The sequence below is a fragment of the Catellatospora coxensis genome (assembly GCF_016862635.1).
Classification (GTDB): domain Bacteria; phylum Actinomycetota; class Actinomycetes; order Mycobacteriales; family Micromonosporaceae; genus Catellatospora; species Catellatospora coxensis.
On the sequence record NZ_BONI01000019.1, the window covers coordinates 40,538 to 60,845 of the forward strand.

A 20,308-nucleotide genomic window follows, 5' to 3' on the forward strand; every position below is an offset into this window, starting at 1 on the left:
CAGTCTCCTTGAGGGGTGGTCAGCGGTGGCGGGCCTGGGCGAGCCCGTCGGTGACGGTTTGCAGCAGGGTGATCGAGGACATGGCGATCAGTCCGATGCCGATCCACCGGGTCGTGTCCGGGCCCCAGCCGGCCGCGGCGACGAAGGCCGGGTTGAGCACCCGGTCGGCCGTGACGAGCCAGATCAGCGTCAGCGGGGCCGCGACCTCGACCAGCGCGGAGGCCAGGGCCAGCGGCACGCTCCAGCGGGCGTAGTGCCGGGCGAAGGCGGTCCCGAGCCCGGCCACGCCCGCGCCGAGGAACGCGTACACCACACCGGTCTCCCACAGCCACGGCGACAGCAGCCCGATCGGCTCGCCCTGCACGTCGACCTCGGTGCTCACCACCGGCGTCAGCAGTACGAACGTGCAGAACAGCACGGTCACCACGGTCAGCGTCGCGAGTTCGGCATACCTGGCCCGGCGGCTGGGCCGCTCCGGGAGCGCGTCGACGCTCCACGGCCTGGCGGTGCCGGGACGCAGCCGGGGCAGCCGATCGAGGGCGGCGAAGGCCAGCGTGGTCCAGCAGACGATGTGCACGGCGGTGGTGAACGCCGCCGACAGTGCGTCCCCGGCCAGGGTCAGCGCGGGTGCGCCGTGCAGCGCGCGGACCAGGCCGACCCCCGCCGCCGCTGCGGGCACGACCGTGGCCAGCAGCACCGCGAGCAGGCGGGCGTAGTCGTGGTAGAGCGCCGGGCCGATCAGGTGCAGGGGCCGGTCCGCGTAGCCGGCGGCGAGCCGGGCCGGGTCGCCGAGGCCGGTCAGCACCTCGATCTCGGCCGCGGCGGGCTCGTCACCGGCTTCGACCCGGTCGTCCACGGCGTCGGCGATCGCGGTGCGCAGTTCCTTCTCGATGTCGGCGCGCTGGCGGCCGGGCAGGCGGCGCAGCGTGGCGTCCACGTAGCGGTCGGTGAGGGTGGTCATAGCCGGCCTTTCAGAGCGCGGAATGCGGCGTCGAGGGCGTCCCAGTCGCGGCCCAGCGTCTCGGCGAGCTGCTCGCCCTCGGCACTGGTGCGGTAGAACTTGCGCGGCCGGGCTTCGTCGGTGTTCCAGTCGCTGGTCAGCAGCCCCTGCTTCTCCAGGCGGCGTAGCAGCGGGTAGAGGGTGTTCGCGTCGACCGCGAAACCGCGCTGCTCCAGCAGGTCGAGCAGCGCATATCCGTAGTTCTCCTGCCGCAGCACGAGCAGGCAGGCCAGCACGACGGTGCCTCGGCGCAGTTCCTGCAGATGCGTCGAGAGCTGATCGTCGTTAACCATGCGCCACACGATAGTGTGTGCCACACAGTATCGCAACGGTCTTCGCCGTCCGGCCGCTGACGGTTTCCTGTCAGTACAGGGAAAGGCGATCACGGGGTCGGCATCATGTGCGCCATGAAGACATCGGGCCCGCTCGCCGCACTCGTCCTTGCCGCCGTCCTCGCCACCGCCGCCTGCACCGCGGAAACCCCCGGGGCCACCCCCACCTCCAGTGGCGCACCGGGCGCCGCCCCGTCGGCGGGCAGCGCCGCCCCGACGGTCGCCGCCGCCGCGGGCGACCGGGACGGCTGCCTGACCGGCAAGTGGAAGGCCGATGTGGACGCCATGGCCAAGGCCGCCGCCAGGCTGGGCGGCGGCGAGGGCACCGGCTCCGGCAGCATCACCATGGAGTTCGCCGACCAGATGACCATCGCGTACGACGACGCGGTGATTATGATCAAGTCCACCGTGTCCGGTTCGGCCGTCGAGGCCAAGATGACCATCACCGGCTCGGCTACCAGCACGTCCTACTCGACCAAGGGTGGGAAGATCTCCGGCGTGATGCCCGGCGGCAAGATCACCACCAAGTCGGTCATGACGATGAACGGCGTGGAGACGCCGATGCCCGCCGGGACCTTCGACGGCAACATCGACCTGTCCAAGAACACCGTGTCCTACACCTGCTCCGGAAACAAGGCGGAGCTGAACAACGGCTACGTGAGCTGGCCGCTGACCAAGATCTCCTAGTCGTACCGCCCACGGGCGGCCGGTGGTCCTCGCGGGCCGCCGGCTGCCCGTTCGTGTTTCCGGGTATGGGTTGCGGAGGGGTGCCGTGAGGTGCATACTCAACTTGTCGGTTGATTAACCGGATGGTTGAATAGAGAGGCGGTCATGGACCGACTGAGCCTGGTCTTCGCGGCGCTGGCCGACCCGACCCGGCGGGCGATCCTCGCCCGGCTGGCCGACGGCGAGGCCACCGTGAACCAGCTCGCCGAGCCGTTCCCGATCAGCCTCCAGGCGGTCTCCAAGCACCTGAAGGTGCTGGAGCAGGCGGGTCTGATCACCCGCGGCCGGGACGCCCAGTGGCGGCCCTGCCGGCTGGAGGCCGCCCCGCTGCGCGACATCTCGGCCTGGGCCGCTTCATACCGCCGCTTCTGGGACGAGCGCTACGACCGGCTGGACGACTACCTGCAGACCCTTCAGCAGACGGGTCCTTCAGAAGAGGAGCAACAAGATGGGTGAGGCCAAGACCCTGGACGTCAAACTGCAGGGCGACCTGGAGATCGTGATGACGCGCAGCTTCGACGCGCCGCTCGCGCTGGTCTGGGAGGTGCACACCAAGGCAGAGCACCTGAAGAAGTGGTGGGCCCGCGGCCACGAGGCCGACGTGACCGCGTTCGACTTCCGGCCCGGCGGCAAGTGGCGCATCGTCGAGCACGGCGACAACGGCGAGGAGTGGGCCTTCCGCGGCGAGGTCCGTGAGATCGTGCCGATGGAGCTGATCGTGCAGACCTTCGAGTTCGAGGGCATGCCCGGCCACATCTCCGTCGAGCGGCTCGTGTTCGAGCACAAGGACGGCAAGACCACGCTGACCGGCACCTCGACGTTCGCCAACAAGGAGGACCGCGACGGCATGGTCGCCTCCGGCATGGAGGGCGGGGCCAACGAGTCCTACCAGGCGCTTGACGCGTACCTCAAGACGCTGGCCTGACCGGCGCGGCGGCCCGCACCGACGGACGTCCGCCGGTGCGGGCCGCGCCGTCTCAGTTGCGCGCGCCGCCCAGCCCCAGCAGGGCCGCCAGGCCGAGGGCGCTGCGCGGGGCGTACGGCATGCGCCACAGCCCGCCGTGCGCCGCCCCCTGCGCCTCCTCCTGCCACACGTGCTCGCGCACCGGCGGGGGATTGCGCAGGTCGTGCACCAGCAGCGCGGCCATCAGCGTGTTCGACGTCGCCGGCTCGAACACCTCCACCCCGAACGCCGGCGCGCCCGCGTACGCCGCGGCCAGCACCCGGTTCTTCACCACCGAGCGGGTACGCGTCGGCGGCGCGACCTTGAAGCTGACCGTCGCGCCCTCGTGCCGGGCCACCGCCGCCCGCCACCGTTGCAGCCGCTTGGCCAGCGCGTAGTTCGGGCCCTGCTGCGCCACGAGGCTGTCGCAGATGCCCGGGTCGGCGTCCGGCGGGTAGTTGCGCCGCAGCAGCCGCCCCGCCGACACGAAACGCAGCGGCCCGCGCAGCGTACGCAGCGTCGACGGCTGCCGGTACTTCTCGTCGGCCTGCGCGACCGCCGCACCCGGCGCGGCGAACACGTCCGTCGGGGTCGCCAGGAACGCCAGCGCCGTGTCCGGGCGCTGCCCGCGCAGGTGCTCGGTCAGCGCGTCCACCGCGGCGCTGACCCGCACGTTGGTCGCCCCGTCGGCGTAGACGTAGTTGCCGAGCACCAGCCGCCCGTCCACGCCGAGCAGCCAGTCCGCGACCGTCGGCAGCTGGTGCAGCAGGTCCGCGCCGGCGACCTCGGCCAGGTCCGGGTGGTCCCGGCGCGCGGCGGCCACCGGGACACGCAGCCGGCCCCCGTACCGCCGGGCGGTCTCCAGCAGGCCCCGCCACAGCTGCGGCCGCGGCAGGTCCACCGCGACGACCTCGCCGCCCCAGCGCAGCAGCGAATGCGTCGGGCCCATCTCCGCGCCCGCGCCCAGCGCCACCACCCGCACGTCGGACAGGTCCAGCCAGTCCGGATTGGCCATCACCGCCCGCACCGCCTCGGCGCAGCTCGGCTCCACGACCCCGGCCGCCACCCAGGCGTCCAGCTGCCGGGCCAGCGCGTCGCCGCGCAGCCGCTCGCCCCGGTACGGCAGCGACAGCTCGCGGTCGGTGTCACCGTCGCCGCCGACGGTCACCGTGCCCAGCTCGGCGGACGGGTCAGGCCGGCGCTCGAACGCCTCGCGCAGCCCGGTCTCGGCGTCCGCGGTGACCACGCGCATCCGCTGGTGCAGCGACGCCAGGCCCGCCGCCGCGCTGCCGCGTGCGGCGTCGCCGGAGAGCAGCCCCGCCTCGACCAGCCGCCGGAAGTGCACCAGGTAGTCGGCGCGCCAGTTCGTCTCGTGCTCGGCCGCCCGCGCCCCGACCGGGTCCACCGGCCGCAACGCGTCGGCGACCACGGCCCGGCCCAGCGCGGACGTGCTGCGCTCGGTGCCGGTGCTGACGGGGAAGACCACCCCGGATGATGCCATCGTGCAACGCTCCTTCGCCGGGCGGTGGCGGCCGCCGTGCGTCGCGGACACTATCGCCTGCCCACCCGGTCGGCAACGACCGGCACCGGCGCGCGGCGTGCCCGTGGCCGCGAGCCTAGAACGGCCACCGGTCCGTGTCGCCCGCCTCCACCAGCGGGATCATCGCGAAGGCGGCGTCGCTCAGGCCGCCGAAGGTGTGCCGGTTGCCGGCGACCGGGGTATGGCCCAGGCGGTGCCGTCACCAGCGCACCGGGAGGTGTGCCGGTGAAGTTATCGACCGCCCGCGCGGTCCGGCAACGCATTTATCCGATCGTGATCCGGGCGGGTCGTAGCCCTTGCCGCGTCCGCCTGGCGGCGAAATGATGGGGTCCGCATGGACGGACGGCTCAGGGAGTGATCGCGCTGTTACGGCGAAAGCGGCCGGTGGCCAAGGGTGTGCCGATCTGGCTGCTCGACATCGACGGGGTCATCAACGCGGTCACCGACCTGCCGGATCGCCGCGTGTGGCGGGGCCACCAGTGGGTGCGGACCGCCGCGGCGAGCAACGAGGACATCGAGTGGCCCATCCTCGCCGCGACGCCGGTGCTGGACTTCCTGCGCCAGGTCCACGAGCAGGGCCGTGCTGAGATCTGGTGGCACAGCACCTGGCAGCACAACTCCGTCAACGTCGGCACGGCGCTGGGACTGCCGTCCTGGCCGGTGCGCGAATGCCCCGAGTTCGTGTCGATGGACGCCGTCCTGGCGGCCCCGCTGCTCAGCACGAAGCGGACCTGGTGGAAGCTGCCCGCCGCGCTGCGGGTGCTCGACGAGGGCCGCCCGCTGCTCTGGACCGACGACGACGTCCGCCACCAGCTGCGCGCCGCCGACACGAGGCCGTGGGGCAACCGGGCGCTGGTGCTGGCGCCGCCGATGCAGGCCGGGCTGACGCCGCGGCAGCTGCGCCGCATCGATCGCTGGCTGAGGAAGTGGCCCGCCCGACCCGCCCTAACCTAACGTGTACTGCTGCTGTACCCTCCGTATGTCTTATGTGGAGGGTTGTCGATGAAGCGCGGTTCGAGCGTCCAGGACAGGGCTGCCCACGCCGGACTCGGCAACCAGCTGCGGCGCTACGGCACCCGGCCGGTGGCCCAGCTGCTCACCGCCCCCATCGTGGCCGTGACCACGCTGGTGCTGGGCTTCGGCACGCACCTCGTGTCCCACCGGCTCGCCGGTGCCGCGATCACCGCCGGCCTGCTCGTGCAGGCCCTGCTCATCCACCGCAACCGCGCGATCCACGTGTTCGAGCGGGGAATGATCACGGTCGGCGCGCTCGGCCGGGTGCGGCACGTGGTGACCTGGCACGAGGTGGCGTACGTCGAGGGCGTCACCGTCAACACCAGCAACGGCGCGTTCACCACCACCCGGCGCGACTTCACCGTGCACCTGCCCGGCGGCCGGGTCCGGTTCAGCGACCTCCTGGTCGCCGACGGCGACCGGCTCGCCGCGCACATCGCCCTGAGCGCAGGCCAGCGCCTGATCTTCTGACCGAGCCTGCCGCGACCGCCGGCACGGCGCTGCCGGCGCCTGATCTGCTGCACGAGCCCGCCAGGACCGCCACCGCGGCGCTGCGGTTACGCTGGCAGCTGCTGATCAGGACATCGTTGCGGGGAGTGGTCTGCGATGAGCGGCGCGCACGCGATCGACACCGGCCTGCTCGACGACCCGGCCGGGGCCGCCCTGTCCGGCCCGCACCGCGGGTTCGCCCGGCGGCACGGGCAGGCGGTCTGCTACGACCCGGCCGTGACACCGTTCGCCGCGCTGCCCGCCGGGGCCGACGCGCAAGCCTGGCGCGACCTCGCGGCGCTGGTGGGGCCGGGTGGCCGGGCTGTGCTCATCGGCGACTACCCGGTGCCGCCCGGCTGGGAGATCACCTGGCGGGACGAGGTCGTCCAGCTGGTCGACGCCGCCGTCGCGATAGCCGACGAGCCCGAGGCGGTGCCGCTCGGCGCGGCCGACGTGCCGGAGATGCTCGACCTCGTCGAGCGCACCAAACCCGGGCCATTCCTCGCGCGTACCGTCGAGATGGGCTCCTACCTCGGCGTCCGGCAGGACGGCAGGCTCGTCGCGATGGCCGGGGAGCGCATGCACCCGCCCGGTTTCACCGAGATCAGCGCCGTGTGCACCGACCCGGCATACCGCGGCCAAGGGCTGGCCACGCGGCTGATCCGCGCGGTCGCCGCGGGTGTGCGGCGGCGCGGCGAGACGCCGTTCCTGCACGCCGCCAGCGACAACACCTCGGCGATCCGGCTCTACGAGGCGATGGGCTTCGCCGTCCGCCGCCAGCTCACCTTCACCGTCGTGGTGGATGAGGAAGGGCACCCTGCGCACCGATAGCGTCAAGAAGGCGCCCTTCCTTCGGCGCTGACCGGGCTGAGCTCCTCCCGCCAGTTGTCCAGCTCGGCTGGAGTGCGGAACAGCAGCACCTGCGGGCCGGGGGAGTCCGCCGCCCAGCGGCGCATCCGGCGGCGCTTGCGCCCGAACGACGCGAAATGCCACAGGATGATCGACTCGGCGGACAGGACGCTGCCGAGCGTCTCCCGGTTGCCGTTGCAGATGACCTCACCGGTCGAGATCAGCCGCGCGGTGCGCCGCAGCAGCCGCCGCAGCGTCAGTCCGCGGGAGAAGTCCAGGCCGATGATGAGGTCCGCCGAGGCGAGCGGGACGTCGAGCCAGTCCTTGTACGCGCCGTCGAGGATCCAGGACTTCTTGCGGCAGATCGCCGCGATCCGGTCCCGCTGGACCGGCATCGGGACCTCTTTCCAGCCGGGTTCCCAGGTCAGCTCGTCGACCGGCTGCCAGGGCAGGCCCAGCCGCCGCGACAGCTCCCGGGCGAGGGTGGACTTGCCCGCCCCGTACACCCCGTAGATCAGGATCTTCTGCGGGAAGGGGCGGCGCGCGTTCACCGGCCGAGCGTAGCGGGCGTGTGCATCTCCGCCGCCCGCGCTGTCGGGCCAGGCCTGGGCGGCTCAGTCGGCGCGGAGCCGGTCGGTGAGGCCGTCGATGCCGGTGTAGAGGTATGCGGTCTGGTATTGCGCGTTGCCGAACAGTCGGGCCTCGCCCCGGTAGATCGCGAGCAGCGTGTCCTCGCCGCGCCACCAGCCGTCGGCGGCCCCGGCGACCTCGGTCACCGGGCGCAGCCGCAGCCGCTCCGGCAGCCCGTCGAGCCTGGCCCCGGTCGCGAGTGCGACCTCGGCGGGCATGCTGTCGGCGAGGTGGCGCAGCGCTATCGACTCCACCCAGCCCTCGACCGAGTTGTGCAGCGGGACCCAGGTGTCGTCGGCCACGATGCCGAACCGGCCGTCGCCGTCGACCATGAAGCCGTACGCCGAAGCGGACCTCGGGCGGCCCGCCGTGAAGCAGGCACCCCGACCTTCCTCGACGGTCGGGTCGTCGGCGTCCAGGACGTGCGGGCCGCCTTCGTACTCGGGGGTCGGCGGCAGTTCCAGCCCGCCCCAGCGGCCCTGGTAGGCGGCCAGGTGCTCGATCGCGGCCGCGGGGCGGTGATAGCGGTGCCAGTGCCGACGGTGCTGCTCGGGCGACCACACCTCGCGCCGGACCCCATACGCGGCGAGGTAGGCCCGCGCCCGCGGCGTCAGCCCGCGGCGTGCGTCGAGCACGTGCAGGGGCTTCGGCGTGCGGCGCGGCCTCGGTGACATCACGTCACGACGGTCCGGCAGTCGCGGCAGATCCGGGTGCAGTGGACACCGGGCACTCCCAGGCGTGGCCGTCCAGACTCATCACGCAGCCGCCGAGGAGCAGGCGGGAGGGACGTCGCGGGTCACCGGGCCAGGGTAGCGAGAAGGGGCGACGCTTTCGACGGTCGCGCCGGCCGGCACCGGCCCGGCAGCAAGCTGCCGCCCCTCGACAGTCACGGCCGACGTCGGCGGGCCGTCAGCCGAACCAATGGTCGACCTCGGTGTAGGCCAATCCGCCGTTGTCGCTGAGAACGGGGTCGTTGAAACTCAGCTGCAGGTCACCGGTGGCGACGCCGCGCGCCCTGTAGACCAGGCAGGGAGACCGGGACGGGGCGCCCGTGTCCCTCGTGCCCAGCACCGGGAACCACGATCCGGCTTCGTACCAGCCGCGACTCGACACGAACATCGCGCCCGTGGTGACCCGCCCGACCATCGCGTACGGCGGTTCGCCCGGAGCCGGAAAACCCGGGGTCGCGTGGCTCCACGAGTATCCGTAAACGGACTCGACGTGTCCCCAGTAATCCGTGGTGATCGTGCCCTCCCAGGCGGCCTCGACCAGGGTGGCGTCGCCGTCGGACAGGGTGTCACCCCGGGTCGTGATCGCGTTGGCGGGTATCTCCTGCCCGAACACTTCCCAGCTGCTCGGAGCGGCTCTGGCCGTGCACCGCGTCAGCGCGTCGCCCTCGGGCGGCAGCAGGAACCCCTCGTGGCGGTAGAACGCGTAGCCGGACGGTGCGGCATCGCGACGCCAGGTGGCGATCGCCGCGTTGTCGGCGGCGGCCGCGTTCCAGTAGCTCCTGAGCGGGATGCCGCCCAGGTGGGTCGTCGGGACGAAGCCCTCGATGCGGAACAGCGTGTATGTCACACCCGACGATCGGGTGTCGCCGACGTTGCCCGACCAGTTCGGATCGGTCGTGAGGAAGTTGTCGCCCCGGCTCGGGTTCCACCAGTGGAACAACGGCACCGTGCCGGCCGGCTGAGGATTGGCCGGGTTGTACACGTGGCCCTGCATGCCGACGATCTGGTAGCCCGCATCTCGGGGACAGGTGCCGGAGTACTGGCAGACCCATCCCTCCTGGGTGGTGGTGAAGTAGTCGCCCCGTGACGGGCTGTGGAACGCGACGAGCGGCACCAGCGTCGGACCGCCGGCGTCCGCGCGGCCGGCCCCGGTGGTGGCGAACCCGGTCGCAGCCACCAGAGCGGCTAGAACGCCGGCCACGACGCGACTTCGCGTCCGATGGGGGATGTGCGGGCGTCTGATCATCGTGCCTCCTCCTGGTCGAGCTCGGATGAAAGCTCTTCCCGAGTAAGGTGCACCCCGATCGAGGACCGTCCACATCGACTGTCGGCTTGTGTCCAGTGTCGCGCTCGCGTCCCCATCCGGTCGGCGCACGAGTGCCCCGCCCTCCGGACTCGGCGTATCCGGAAGACGGGGCGGTCTCGCACCCGGGTGGGGATCGCAGTTTCGGGGAAACTGGCGCTAAGTCAGGCTCGAAAGCTGCACTTTCCCCGAAACTGCACCAGCCGAGGCGGCGTCAGCCCTTGCGCCACTTCTGGGCACCGGTGCCGTTGCAGGTGTAGAGCTGGAGTTTGGTGCCGTTGGCGGTGCCGTTCGCGGTGACGTCCACACACTTGTTGGCCTGGATGTTGACCAGGTCGCCGGCGCCGCTGAGGACGAACTTCTGGGCTCCGGTGCCGTTGCAGTCGTAGAGCTGGATGGCCGCGCCGTCGGCCGACGAGCCGGCGGCGACGTCCATGCACTTGCCCAGGGCCCGCAGGCTGCCGTCGGACTCGAAGGACCAGCGCTGCGCGCCGGTGCCGTTGCAGTCCCAGATCTGCAGCCGGGTGCCGTTGGCGGTGTTGGAGCTGGGGATGTCGATGCAGCGGTTGCTGCTCTGGCCGATCAGCGGGGTGCCGCCGGTGGGCGGGGTGGTGCCGCCGTCGTGGGCGAAGACCCGGACGTAGTCGATGACCATCGACTGCGGGAACACGGTGCTGCCGTCGGGGGAGCCGGGCCAGTTGCCGCCGACGGCCACGTTCAGCAGCATGAAGAACGGGTGGTCGAAGACCCAGCGGTTGGTCCCCGCGTCGGCGCGGGTCTTGCGGGAGTACTGGATGCCGTCGATGTACCAGGTCACCGAGTCGGGGGCCCAGTCGACGGTGTAGGTGTGGAAGGCGTCGGCGAGGCGGGCACCGCCGGGCAGGGTGTACTGGCCGGTCAGCGAGCAGCAGCCGGAGTAGCCGGGGCCGTGCAGGCTGCCGTGGACGGTGCCGGGCTCCTTGCCGATGTTCTCCATGATGTCGATCTCGCCGCTGTTCGGCCACGGGTTGGTGGCGATGTCGCTGCCGAGCATCCAGAACGCGGGCCAGATGCCCTGCCCGCGCGGGATCTTGATGCGGGCCTCGAAGCGGCCGTAGGTCTGGGTGAACCGGTCGGCGGTGAGCAGGCGGGCGGAGGTGTACTGGCAGCTGCCGTACCAGCAGCCGTAGCCGGCGGGGTTCTCACGGCGGGCGGTGATGACGAGGTTGCCCGCGCCGTCGTGGACCGCGTTGCTGGTGCTGTTGGTGTAGTACTGCAGCTCGTTGTTGCCCCAGCCGCCGCCGCCGATGTCGAACTTCCACTTGCTGCCGTTGACGGGCGTGCCGGCGGCCGCGTTGAACTCGTCGGACCAGGTCTGCGGGCCGACGGCCAGGGCCGGGGTGGCGGTGATGACGGTGGCGGGCACGGTGAGGCCGGCGGCGGCGAGGACGGCCACGGTCAGGCGGGCCAGCAGTCGGGGTGTTCTGCGCATGGGACTACCTCCCAGGGAACGTGCGGGGCGTGCTACCAGGAGTTCCGGGCAGAACACTTTTGGTAAGCACTGTTAATAAATTGACAACCGTCACGTTAGGACGGAGATGTCCCGCCGTCAAGAGAGCGCTCTCTATGAGATCGACTCCGGTCCGATGCGGAGCTGCGACATCAGGTGGCGCACCTGCCGACTTCGCCGCCGGCAGCCTCGGCAAGCTGGCGGTACACGTCGGCTGAACCGGGTATGCGGCTGTCATGAACACGCAGAAGCTGGTCTACAAGCCGATCGGGATGGTGGGCGGCGCCGTGGCCGGCGCCGTCGCCGGGGTCGCGTTCAAGCAGGTCTGGCGGATCGTGTCAGGCAGGCGGGAGGCCCCGCACGCCACCGACCCGACGAAGGGATGGACCGAGATCCTGCTCGCCGCGGCGCTGCAGGGTGCGGTCTTCGGACTGGTCAAGGCCGCGGTCGACCGCGGCGGCGCGCACGGCGTCAAGGCGCTCACCGGCAGTTGGCCGGACTGAGGCCGGCCGTGCCCGAGGGCTCCGTTCATCGAGCGGGGCCCTCGGCCATGCCCGGACAAAAAATCTTGAAAAATGTGCCGCGCGGATGTCGAAGCCGCGCAGTCGGTGGTGTCTACCCGGTGAGAGGGTGGCGGGACAGGCCCGACGGGCGGCCGCCGCCACCACGGATCGCCAGGAGGAGTACCGAGATGAAGTACATGATCATGATGCACACGGGCCAGGACGCCACCGAGGGCATCGTGAACTGGTCGCAGCAGGACGTGAAGCGGCACATCGAGTTCCAGCACGACTTCGACCGCGAGCTGCGCGAGAGCGGCGAGATGGTCTTCAACGAGGGACTGACCTTCCCCGACCAGGCCCGCATCGTCCGGCACGACGGCAAGGGCGCGCCCGCCGTCACCGACGGCCCGTTCCCGGAGGCCAAGGAGTTCCTGATCGGCTTCTGGATCGTCGACTGCGCGAGCCCCGAGCGGGCGTACGAGATCGCGGCCAAGGCGTCGTCCGCCCCCGGCAAGGACGGTGAGCCGCTGGGCATCCCGATCGAGGTGCGCCCGATCGTCGGCCCGCCGGCGGCCGACGCCTGATGGCCGACCGGCCGATCGAGGACCTGCTGCGCGAACTCGCGCCGCGGGTCCTCGCCGTGGTCGCCCGCAAGTACCGCGACTTCGACACCGCCGAGGACGCCGTGCAGGAGGCGCTGCTCGCGGCGCACCTGCACTGGCCCGCCGAAGGGCTGCCGGACAGCCCCGAGGCGTGGTTGGTGGCCACCGCCTCCCGGCGGCTGATCAACATGTGGCGTGGTGACGACGCCCGCCGCCGCCGGGAGGAGCAGGACTGGGGGCCGGTGGCGGCGGGCGCGGCCGACGACACCGCCACGGACCGCGACGACACGCTGCAGCTGCTGTTCATGTGCACCCACGCGGCGCTGACGCCCCCGTCGGCGATCGCGCTGACGCTGCGCGCGGTCGGCGGCCTCAGCACCGCCGAGATCGCCGCCGCGTTCCTGGTCCCGGAGGCCACCATGGGCCAGCGGATCAGCCGCGCCAAGCAGCGCATCCATGCCTCCGGCGAGCCGTTCCGGCTGCCGTCGGGCGCGGACTGGCGGCCCCGGCTCGACGCGGTGCTGCACGTGCTCTACCTGATCTTCAGTGAGGGGTACGCCAGCAGCGGCGGCGGCGAGCTGGTGCGCACCGACCTGTCCAAGGAGGCGATCCGGCTGGCTCGCGAGGTGCACCGGCTGCTGCCGGACGAGCCCGAGGTCACCGGGCTGCTGGCGCTGATGCTGCTCAACGACGCCCGCCGCGACGCGCGCACCGGCCCGCACGGGGAGCTGATCCCGCTGCCCGAGCAGGACCGCGCCCGCTGGGACCGGGCCGCCGTCACGGAGGGTGTCGAACTGGTCGGCGCCGCGCTGCGGCAGCGCGCCGTGGGGCCGTACCAGCTGCAGGCGGCGATAGCCGCGGTGCACGACGAGGCCGCCACCGCGGCGGAGACCGACTGGCCGCAGATCCTCGCGCTGTACGGCGTGCTCGAGCGCATCCAGCCCAACCCGATGGTCACCCTCAACCGCGCCGTGGCCCTGGCCATGGTCGACGGCCCGCAGGCGGGCCTGAAGCTGCTGGACACCCTCGACGAGCGGCTGCCCGGCCACTACCGGCTGGCCGCCGTACGCGGGCACCTGCTGGAGATGGCCGGCGACCGCCCGGCGGCGATCGAGCAGCTGCGCGCCGCGGCGGTCGGCACGTCCAGCGCCCCCGAGCTGCGCTACCTGCTCACCGAGATCGGCCGCCTGCGCGACGCGCCGGGACCGGCCCTACTGCATGGTGGTGCCGGGCGGATGGCCGAAGGAGACCGGGCAGTAGAAGATCCACAGTGAGTAGCCGCGGCCGATCTCCACCGCCGTCGGGCTGTTGTCCGGTTGCAGTGACATGAACTCGCCGGGCTCGCGCGACTCCTCGACCGGGCGCCAGCTGTCCGCGGGGCCGTTCGTCTCGTAGGTGGCGGCGGTCAGCAGCAGCCGCATCGGCGTGCCGCACTCCGCACAGTCCATCGGGCCGGGATCGGTCAGGTGCCAGGAGGCGAAGCCGCCCAGCTTCCATCCCGGGGCGATGGACAGGTCGAACTGGTAGGAGTACGCGGGCTCGCCGTCGGCGTCGCGTTCGGCCATGTCCTGCTCCCACTGCAGGATGCGCTTGTCCAGCTCCCGCGGCAGCAGGCCGCCGAACTCGTACTCGCGCACCTGCTCGGGGTGCAGCACACAGGGTTCCGGCAGGTACGACTCACTGACGATCAGCGGCTCCGGCGGCGCGGACAGCAGCTCGCCGACATCGGCCGCGCGCCGCCACACCGGCAGCACCCGGGGGTTGTAGCCGAGGTCGCTGTGATCAAGCGGGCACCACAGCAGCTGGAGCACGTCGGTGTCGTCCGGGCCCAGGAAACCCGGGGTGTCGCGACGGTAGAGCTGCACGACCGGCACCATCGCGATCGGCTGCTCGCCGAGCTCTGCGGGCGCGCAGTCGTCCAGGTCGGGCAGCTCGGCCTGCTCCTGCTCGGTGAGCTGGAGTTGCTCGTCGCGGCGGGTGCGGCCCCAGGCCGCGCCCAGGATCCGCCGCCACCGCCGCACCGTCTCCGGCCGGTGCGGGCTGGGCAGGTAGTCGTGCTCGTCCGTGCAGTGGGGCCAGGGCTCCTGCGCGGGCCAGAGCAGCGGGCCGCCGACCGAACTGCCGTGCACGGTCGGCGCGCCGGGGCGGGGGTGCAGGCGGGTCGCGGTGCCGACGTGGTCGCGCAGTTCCGGGAAGACCGCGGGGATGTCGACCGGCCGGGGCGGGGTGGTCCGAGCCATGGTGATCCTCCTGCGGGGTGCCGACCGGGCGGAGCCTAGCGGAGCGGCCACGGCCGCGGGGGAGCCGAGCCGATCGGTGCGGGCGTCCGGGGATCGCCGGCCCGCGGCCCCGCCTGCCGCCGCAGGGCAGGGACACGCAGCGTCCGCGCTGATCGTCGCGTGGCCGGGTCGCCGACGCGTCCCGGCCACACGATCGCGGCATCAGTAGATCGTCACGTCCAGTTCGGCGAGGCGGCCCCGGTCGGCGGTGAGGTCGATGGCGGCGATGCGGCCGTCGACGACGGTGAACGCCAGCACGACGCGGACCTTGCCCTTCGGGGCCCAGACCGCGTTGACGACGCCGTCGATGAGCGCGGTGCGCGCCTCGGCGGCCTGGCCGTTCCAGTAGCCGGCGACGGTCGCCGCGCCGCGCTTCTCGGCGGACGAGCCGTACGAGACGGCGGTCGCGTCGGCGCGCATCACCACGTCGGGATCGAGCATGGTGACCAGTGCCTCGAACCGGCCCTCCCGGGCGGCGGACAGGAACGCCTCGACGACCGCGCGGCGGCGGGCCTGGTCGACGTCGCCGGTCGGGGACTGCCCCTGCACGCGTCGCCGGGCCCGGCTGGCCAGCTGCCGGGCGGCGTCGGGCGACTTGCCGATGACCGGGGCGAGCTCGTCGAACGGCACGGCGAACATGTCGTGCAGCACGAACGCCAGCCGCTCGGCGGGGGTGAGCGTGTCGAGCACGACCAGCAGCGCGAGCCCGACCGAGTCGGCCAGCACCGCCTCCTGCTCGGGGTCGGGCCCGGCGGTCGCCCCGACCGGTGGCAGGTCGGTGTCGGCGGTGTCGTCGAGCAGGTCCTCGCGCCGGGTGGTGCGCGAGCGCAGCATGTCCAGGCAGATCCGGCCGACCACGGTGGTCAGCCAGCCGCTGAGGTTGCCGACCTCGTCGACGTCGGTCCGGCTCAGCCGCAGCCAGGCCTCCTGTACGGCGTCGTCGGCCTCGGCCGAGGAGCCGAGCATCCGCAGCGCCACCGCGCGCAGCCGTGCCCGGTCCTGCTCGAAGCGCTCGGCCAGCCGGTCCTGCTCCTGCATGTCGTGCATACCTCCCCGAATCGCCTTCAATCGTGATCCAGGCCACATCTGTCACATCTTCGGAAAGCGGCCCGTCATACCGATGACGAACGAGATCGGGCCGATGTGACAGGCCCGGCCACAAGATCCTATTGGAGGACATCATGCAGGCTCGGATGACCAACCCCGCCGCGCTGCTGCCGGACGCCGTGAAGGGCATCAACCTGATCTACAAGGCCGCCCACTCCGCGGGCCTGGCCAAGTCCACCCTGGACCTGGTGCACCTGCGGGCCAGCCAGATCAACGGCTGCAGCGCCTGCGTCGACTCCGGCGCGCGCGGCATGCGCAAGGCCGGCGAGACCGACGAGCGGCTGTTCGCGGTCGCGGCGTGGCGGGAGACCGACTACTTCACCGAGGCCGAGCGGGCCGCCCTCGACCTCGCCGAGCACGCCACGCGGCTGGCCGACAAGGGCGAAGCGGTGCCGGACCCGGTCTGGGAGGCGGCCGCCAAGCACTTCGGCGAGACCGAGCTGGCCTCGCTGGTGCTGTGGATCGCGACGACCAACTTCTTCAACCGGCTCAACGCGGTCACCCGCCAGCCCGCCGGCCAGAACTGGGGCTGAGCTGCGGCACGGGGCCTCCTTCGGGACGGCCCCGCCGCAGCCCGGCGGCCCGGCGGCCGGTGGCCAGCCGGGCCAGCGCCGCGGCGGCGGCCTGGATGCGCAGCCCGCGGGTGACGTCGGGCCGCGCCGCCACGGCCAGGCTGTGCTCCGGGTGGCGGGCCCCGCAGACCGCGCCGACGATCGTCGCCACGGTGCGGGCCTGCCCGCCCATCATCATCGCGTACCGGATGGCGGCGACCGGGTCGTCGGGATGGCGCAGGAACGCGGTCAGCGCGGCGGGCACGCAGCGCAGCGCGGCGCGTCCGGAACCGACGGTCGCGGCCGTGTCGGCCGGGGCGCTGCGGTGGCGGACCAGGGTCTGCACCTCGCCGAGCGCCGCCCGGAACTCGCTGGTCCGCAGCTGCGCGGTGACCAGGTCGAGGAAGTGGTACTTGTCGGCCGGGGCCAACGGTTGCCCGCGCGCCGCGAGGGCCACCGCGGTCGCGGTGGCGGCCGCCGCGTCCCGGGCCAGCGGATGGCTGTGCGTGATCCCGGCGGCGCGGCGGGCCAGCGCGGCCACGGTGCCCATGCCGGCGTCGGGCAGCAGGCCGACCGCGCCCGCCCGCACCGCGGCGACACTGCCGAAGCTGCCCTGTCCGTCGTGGACCGTCGGGGCGACCTGCGACCAGCGCACACCCCGGCGCACCGCGGACAGCACCCGGGCCGTGCCGGTGTCGGCCAGCTCGGGCCGGTCCTCGGGCCACTCCCGGGCCAGCTCCAGGGCGAGCGCGTCGTCGTGCACCCGGCCCGCGTGGCGGCCCAGATGCTCGGCGAGGATCAGCAGCTGGGTCGCTGCCGCGCTGGGCTGCGACGGGCGGGCGCGCCGGTCGCGCAGCACCGCCTCCACCCGCGCCGGATCGGGCATCGCCGCCTCGTGCAGCGGCGCTGCCAGCAGATCCGCGCGGGCGGCCATGAGCATGGAGCCGTGCGCGCGGCGCAGCAGTTGCGACTGGTCGAGCATCGTGGTCACGGTGATCTTCATTCCTTCCCCGTCGCGGCCCGCCGCCGAGCTCGCGCCCGGCGGCGGGCTTCGCGCGGCGTCAGGCTCACGGCCGGCCCGGCCGCGACGCGGTGCGTCCTGACGTTCCCGGCGCGACGCCCAGGTGCTCGGCGCGGTCCGGGACCGCGGGCCTGGTGTGCCCGGGAGTGGTGGGCACCCGCCGGGGGCGGGCCACCGTGCCGGGGACCGCGGCGGCGCGGGCGCGCACCACGGCGAGCACGTGCCGCGCCCAGCTGTCCAGGCCGTGCTCGGTGGGCGCCGGGCCGGCCTGCGGCGTGGGACCGCACAGGCCCACGGCCGTCGCGACGGCCTCGGCGTAGGCGGCCGTGTCGTGCGGGTTGACCACGATCGCCCCCGGCACGTCGGCGGCGTCGCTGGTCAGCTCGCTGAGCACGACGGTCGCGCCGCGCGGGCCGCGGGCCGCGACGAACTCCTGCGCCGGGTTCACCGTGCCGTGGTGCACCGGGGTGGCGAGCAGGCCGTCGCAGGCCAGGTACAGCGCGGCCAGCTCGCGCCGGTCGGGGTTGTCGCGTACGTAGTGCACGACGGCCTGGCCCACGTTGGCATGCGTACCGTTGATCTTCGCGATCAGCCGGTCGACGCGTTCACGCTGCTCCCGCTCGTCGGGCGTGTGCGGGTCGCCGTACGCGACGTGCAGCAGGGCGACCGTGGCCGGCTCCGGCCGGTGCTCGGCCAGGAAACGTTCGAACGCGTGCAGGCGCTGCTCGACGGCGTCGGACGGGTCCCAGCCGGCGATCGACAACAGCACCGGCCCGCCGACCCGCAGCGCGGCGCGGATCTCGGCGGCGCGTTCGCGCACCCGGGGCAGCCGCGCCAGCCGGCGCATGCCGCCCGTGTCGGCGGGCAGGGCGCAGGCCAGCACCCGCACCCGGTGCTGGCCGACGGCGATCTGGTTGTCGCGTACGGGCAGGCCGTGCACCCGGCCGGCGAGGTCGAGCAGGTTGTCCACCGCGCGGTGGTGCGGCAGCGCGACGACGTCCGCGCCGAGCAGCCCGGCCAGCAGCTCGCGGTGCTCGGGCAGCCGCGCGAACGACTCCGCGGGCGGGAACGCGCTGTGCAGGTGCACGGCGGTGGCCAGGTCGGGCCGCCGCCGGCGCAGCAGCCGGGGCAGGAGCTGGAGCTGGTGCCCGTGCACCCAGACCGTGCCGCCGAGCCCCGCGGACCCGGCGACGGCGTCGGCGATGGCGGTGTTGGCCTGCTCGTACGGCCCGAACCAGCCGGGCGGGAACTCGGCCGGCTGGTGGTGGTACAGCGCGCGCAGCAGGCCCGCGCCCAGCCGCGCGTCGTCGGCTCCGGCGTCGACGTGCAGCGCGTCGGCCCCGGGTGGGTTCGCCCCGTCGGTCACGGCCGCCCAGGCGCCGCCCTGCGCGGCGACGAACGGGCGCAGCGACGCCAGCGCGACGTCCACATGGTCGCTGCTGTCGTCGGGGTCGGCGGCGGGCACCCGGTCGCCGGCCACGATGAGGTCGTAGCGCGGGGTCACCGGACCACCTGCCCGACCGGGGCCGGCTCCAGCATCGCGTACGGCAGCAGTTGCATGATCCGGTCGACCCTGGCCAGCCGCAGGGCGCGCCGGGCCCGCTCGGACGGCGAGCGCAGGGCGACCGCGCCGCCGTCGCGTACGGCCCGCCGGTGCGCGTCCAGCAGCAGCAGGATGCCCGCCGCGTCGATCGTGTCGCAGTCGGCCAGGTCGACGACGATCTGCTCGGGACGCAGGGCCAGGGCCTCTTCGAGGAGGCGGTTCACCGCCGGGGCGGCCTGCGCGTCGAGATCGCCCTTTACCTGCACCTCCACCAGTGGCACTGCCTGTGCCGTCGTCGCCGGGACCATGTCTTCCACCTGGGGTACCTCCTTGCCGGTGAGTGCAGCCATTCCCCACCGAGCTCGGCGATAACCCTGCGAACCATGACAGTTCTGTGACAAAGATCAAGCCGGGTCAGGCCACCCGGTTCTTCCGGGCGGCCTGACCCCCATGAACTATGGGCTGACCAGGTCGAACTGTTCCCACGGGCCGATCGCGGTCCGGTTGGCGATCAGTGCCGCCGCGCCGGCGTTCTCCGCGACGACGTACTTCCCGTTCGCCTGGGCCCGCAAACTCACCGAACCGTTGGAGTTGCGGACCAGCGCGAAGGTCTCCCAGCCGCCGACCGCGGTCCGGTTGGCGATGAGCGGGTTCGCGCCGGCGTTGTCCGCGCACACGTACCGCGAGTTGACCAGGGCGCGCAGCGCGATGTTGCCGCTGCCGCGGTCGACCATCTCGAACCGCTCGGCGGTGCCGATCGCGGTGGCGCTGGCGATCAGCGCGCCCGCCCCGCCGTTGGGCGCGGTGACGAACTTGTTGTTGGCCCGGGCGCGCAGGCTGATCCCGGCGGGCGGGGGAGTGCCCGGCGAGCAGTCGGCGGCGACCGCGCCGGCCGCGATCTGGATGCCGCCGAGCAGCATGCGGGTGAAGTTGCTCTCGGTGTAGCCGGCCTCGGTGTGGCCGAGGCCGGTGTACCAGGCCCGGCCGCCGCCGTAGTTCTGGCACCAGGTGATCGGGTGGTCGCCCATGTTGCCGCCGGTGTAGCTGCCCTCGTTGAGGTTCATCAGCACGCGCACGGCCGAGCGGGGGTTGGCGCGGTAGTTGTACCACTCGTCGCTGCGGCTCCAGGTGGCCGGCAGGTGCGCCGTCGAGGCGTTGACCGGCGGCTCGATCCGCAGCTGCGCGGTCTGGATCGCGGGGTGGGAGTGGAAGTACGCGCCGACCAGGCCGCCGTACCAGGGCCAGTCGTATTCGGTGTCGGCCGCCGCGTGCACGCCGACGTAGCCGCCGCCGCCGGCGATGTAGTTCTGGAACGCGGTCTGCTGGGTCGCGTTGAGCACGTCGCCGGTCGTCGACAGCCAGATCACCGCCTGGAACTGGGCCAGGTTGGCGGCGGTGAACTGGTTGGCGTCCTCGGTCGCGGTGACCGTGAAGCCGTTGGCGCTGCCGAGCGTCTGGATCGCGGCGATGCCGTTGGGGATGGACGAGTGGCGGAAGCCGGCCGTCTTGGAGAAGACCAGCACCTTGGTCAGCGGGGCGGCCGACGCGGGGGTCGCCGGCGCGAACAGCGTCGTCGCCAGGACGGTGACCAGTCCGGCGACCAGGGACAGTACGCGTTTTCGCATGTGGCTCGCTCCTTCGATGAGGGTAGCGCGG

Annotated in this window: 23 protein-coding genes; 10 read left to right on the forward strand and 13 right to left on the reverse strand. The window is 72.9% G+C overall.

The annotated features are described in order from the left end of the window. Positions 1 to 19 precede the first annotated feature (19 nt). Complete coding sequence (locus tag Cco03nite_RS13560; RefSeq protein WP_203692412.1) at positions 20 to 961, reverse strand: permease prefix domain 1-containing protein; 942 nt, start codon at positions 959 to 961, stop codon at positions 20 to 22. Further along, positions 958 to 1,293, reverse strand: coding sequence for a PadR family transcriptional regulator (locus Cco03nite_RS13565; protein WP_203692413.1), 336 nt, complete (start codon positions 1,291 to 1,293; stop codon positions 958 to 960). Before Cco03nite_RS13565 ends, Cco03nite_RS13560 begins: the two co-directional genes overlap by 4 nt. A gap of 114 nt (positions 1,294 to 1,407) precedes the next feature. Here Cco03nite_RS13565 and Cco03nite_RS13570 point away from each other — a divergent pair, with 114 nt between their 5' ends. The 3 genes from Cco03nite_RS13570 (at position 1,408) to Cco03nite_RS13580 (ending at position 2,983) form a co-directional block, all read left to right on the forward strand. Further along, a complete protein-coding gene (locus tag Cco03nite_RS13570) occupies positions 1,408 to 2,019 on the forward strand; it encodes a hypothetical protein (RefSeq protein WP_203692414.1) in 612 nt (203 codons plus the stop codon). 144 nt (positions 2,020 to 2,163) lie between these two features. Beyond that, entirely contained in the window at positions 2,164 to 2,514 is a 351-nt protein-coding gene (locus Cco03nite_RS13575; protein WP_203692415.1) for an ArsR/SmtB family transcription factor, read from the forward strand. Next, positions 2,507 to 2,983: an SRPBCC family protein gene (locus tag Cco03nite_RS13580; protein ID WP_203692416.1), complete on the forward strand. Its 477-nt coding sequence runs from the start codon at positions 2,507 to 2,509 to the stop codon at positions 2,981 to 2,983. Before Cco03nite_RS13575 ends, Cco03nite_RS13580 begins: the two co-directional genes overlap by 8 nt. Positions 2,984 to 3,035: 52 nt before the next feature. On the opposite strand, the gene Cco03nite_RS13585 is transcribed toward Cco03nite_RS13580, so the two are convergent. After that, entirely contained in the window at positions 3,036 to 4,502 is a 1,467-nt protein-coding gene (locus tag Cco03nite_RS13585; RefSeq protein ID WP_239167354.1) for a hypothetical protein, read from the reverse strand. Between the two features lie 423 nt (positions 4,503 to 4,925). Here Cco03nite_RS13585 and Cco03nite_RS13590 point away from each other — a divergent pair, with 423 nt between their 5' ends. The 3 genes from Cco03nite_RS13590 to Cco03nite_RS13600 all read left to right on the forward strand — a co-directional run bounded on the left by Cco03nite_RS13590 (position 4,926) and on the right by Cco03nite_RS13600 (position 6,875). After that, positions 4,926 to 5,495, forward strand: coding sequence for a hypothetical protein (locus Cco03nite_RS13590; RefSeq protein ID WP_203692417.1), 570 nt, complete (start codon positions 4,926 to 4,928; stop codon positions 5,493 to 5,495). 48 nt (positions 5,496 to 5,543) lie between these two features. Then, complete coding sequence (locus tag Cco03nite_RS13595; RefSeq protein ID WP_203692418.1) at positions 5,544 to 6,026, forward strand: hypothetical protein; 483 nt, start codon at positions 5,544 to 5,546, stop codon at positions 6,024 to 6,026. A 135-nt stretch (positions 6,027 to 6,161) separates the two neighbouring features. Continuing rightward, positions 6,162 to 6,875: a GNAT family N-acetyltransferase gene (locus Cco03nite_RS13600; RefSeq protein WP_203692419.1), complete on the forward strand. Its 714-nt coding sequence runs from the start codon at positions 6,162 to 6,164 to the stop codon at positions 6,873 to 6,875. 2 nt (positions 6,876 to 6,877) lie between these two features. Here the strand turns inward: Cco03nite_RS13600 and Cco03nite_RS13605 are convergent, their stop codons facing one another. The 4 genes from Cco03nite_RS13605 to Cco03nite_RS13620 all read right to left on the reverse strand — a co-directional run bounded on the left by Cco03nite_RS13605 (position 6,878) and on the right by Cco03nite_RS13620 (position 11,028). Then, complete coding sequence (locus Cco03nite_RS13605) at positions 6,878 to 7,444, reverse strand: P-loop NTPase family protein (RefSeq protein ID WP_203692420.1); 567 nt, start codon at positions 7,442 to 7,444, stop codon at positions 6,878 to 6,880. 63 nt (positions 7,445 to 7,507) lie between these two features. Next, entirely contained in the window at positions 7,508 to 8,200 is a 693-nt protein-coding gene (locus Cco03nite_RS13610; protein WP_203692421.1) for a hypothetical protein, read from the reverse strand. 232 nt (positions 8,201 to 8,432) lie between these two features. Then, positions 8,433 to 9,431 carry a hypothetical protein gene (locus Cco03nite_RS13615; protein ID WP_203692422.1) on the reverse strand — a complete coding sequence of 333 codons (999 nt, stop codon included), beginning with the start codon at positions 9,429 to 9,431 and terminating at the stop codon, positions 8,433 to 8,435. 340 nt (positions 9,432 to 9,771) lie between these two features. Then, positions 9,772 to 11,028 (reverse strand): glycoside hydrolase family 16 protein, encoded by a 1,257-nt coding sequence (locus Cco03nite_RS13620; RefSeq protein ID WP_203692423.1) that lies wholly within the window; start codon positions 11,026 to 11,028, stop codon positions 9,772 to 9,774. Positions 11,029 to 11,282: 254 nt separating this feature from the next. Here Cco03nite_RS13620 and Cco03nite_RS13625 point away from each other — a divergent pair, with 254 nt between their 5' ends. The 3 genes from Cco03nite_RS13625 (at position 11,283) to Cco03nite_RS13635 (ending at position 13,425) form a co-directional block, all read left to right on the forward strand. Next, a complete protein-coding gene (locus Cco03nite_RS13625) occupies positions 11,283 to 11,549 on the forward strand; it encodes a DUF4235 domain-containing protein (protein WP_203692424.1) in 267 nt (88 codons plus the stop codon). Between the two features lie 188 nt (positions 11,550 to 11,737). Beyond that, positions 11,738 to 12,133 (forward strand): YciI family protein, encoded by a 396-nt coding sequence (locus tag Cco03nite_RS13630; protein ID WP_203692425.1) that lies wholly within the window; start codon positions 11,738 to 11,740, stop codon positions 12,131 to 12,133. Beyond that, on the forward strand, positions 12,133 to 13,425 hold the full coding sequence (locus Cco03nite_RS13635) for an RNA polymerase sigma factor (protein WP_203692426.1): 1,293 nt from the start codon (positions 12,133 to 12,135) through the stop codon (positions 13,423 to 13,425). The genes Cco03nite_RS13630 and Cco03nite_RS13635 overlap by 1 nt, the downstream gene beginning before the upstream one ends. Here Cco03nite_RS13635 and Cco03nite_RS13640 read toward each other — a convergent pair. Together Cco03nite_RS13640 and Cco03nite_RS13645 are read right to left on the reverse strand one after the other, a co-directional pair. Then, positions 13,363 to 14,391, reverse strand: a complete 1,029-nt coding sequence (locus Cco03nite_RS13640) for a hypothetical protein (RefSeq protein ID WP_203692427.1) — start codon at positions 14,389 to 14,391, stop codon at positions 13,363 to 13,365. The two genes, Cco03nite_RS13635 and Cco03nite_RS13640, sit on opposite strands and share 63 nt — an antisense overlap. Positions 14,392 to 14,592: 201 nt before the next feature. After that, positions 14,593 to 15,468, reverse strand: coding sequence for a sigma-70 family RNA polymerase sigma factor (locus Cco03nite_RS13645; protein ID WP_203692428.1), 876 nt, complete (start codon positions 15,466 to 15,468; stop codon positions 14,593 to 14,595). A gap of 143 nt (positions 15,469 to 15,611) precedes the next feature. Between Cco03nite_RS13645 and Cco03nite_RS13650 the strand changes: the two genes are divergently transcribed. Continuing rightward, entirely contained in the window at positions 15,612 to 16,070 is a 459-nt protein-coding gene (locus Cco03nite_RS13650; protein WP_203692429.1) for a carboxymuconolactone decarboxylase family protein, read from the forward strand. Here Cco03nite_RS13650 and Cco03nite_RS13655 read toward each other — a convergent pair. From Cco03nite_RS13655 to Cco03nite_RS13670, 4 genes are all read right to left on the reverse strand, one after another. Then, positions 16,036 to 17,091, reverse strand: a complete 1,056-nt coding sequence (locus tag Cco03nite_RS13655; RefSeq protein WP_203692430.1) for an ADP-ribosylglycohydrolase family protein — start codon at positions 17,089 to 17,091, stop codon at positions 16,036 to 16,038. The two genes, Cco03nite_RS13650 and Cco03nite_RS13655, sit on opposite strands and share 35 nt — an antisense overlap. 64 nt (positions 17,092 to 17,155) lie before the next feature. Beyond that, positions 17,156 to 18,613 carry a trehalose-6-phosphate synthase gene (locus Cco03nite_RS13660; protein WP_203692431.1) on the reverse strand — a complete coding sequence of 486 codons (1,458 nt, stop codon included), beginning with the start codon at positions 18,611 to 18,613 and terminating at the stop codon, positions 17,156 to 17,158. Then, on the reverse strand, positions 18,610 to 18,960 hold the full coding sequence (locus Cco03nite_RS13665) for an STAS domain-containing protein (RefSeq protein ID WP_239167359.1): 351 nt from the start codon (positions 18,958 to 18,960) through the stop codon (positions 18,610 to 18,612). The genes Cco03nite_RS13660 and Cco03nite_RS13665 overlap by 4 nt, the downstream gene beginning before the upstream one ends. 147 nt (positions 18,961 to 19,107) lie before the next feature. Then, positions 19,108 to 20,277 carry a ThuA domain-containing protein gene (locus Cco03nite_RS13670; RefSeq protein ID WP_203692433.1) on the reverse strand — a complete coding sequence of 390 codons (1,170 nt, stop codon included), beginning with the start codon at positions 20,275 to 20,277 and terminating at the stop codon, positions 19,108 to 19,110. Positions 20,278 to 20,308: the final 31 nt, after the last annotated feature.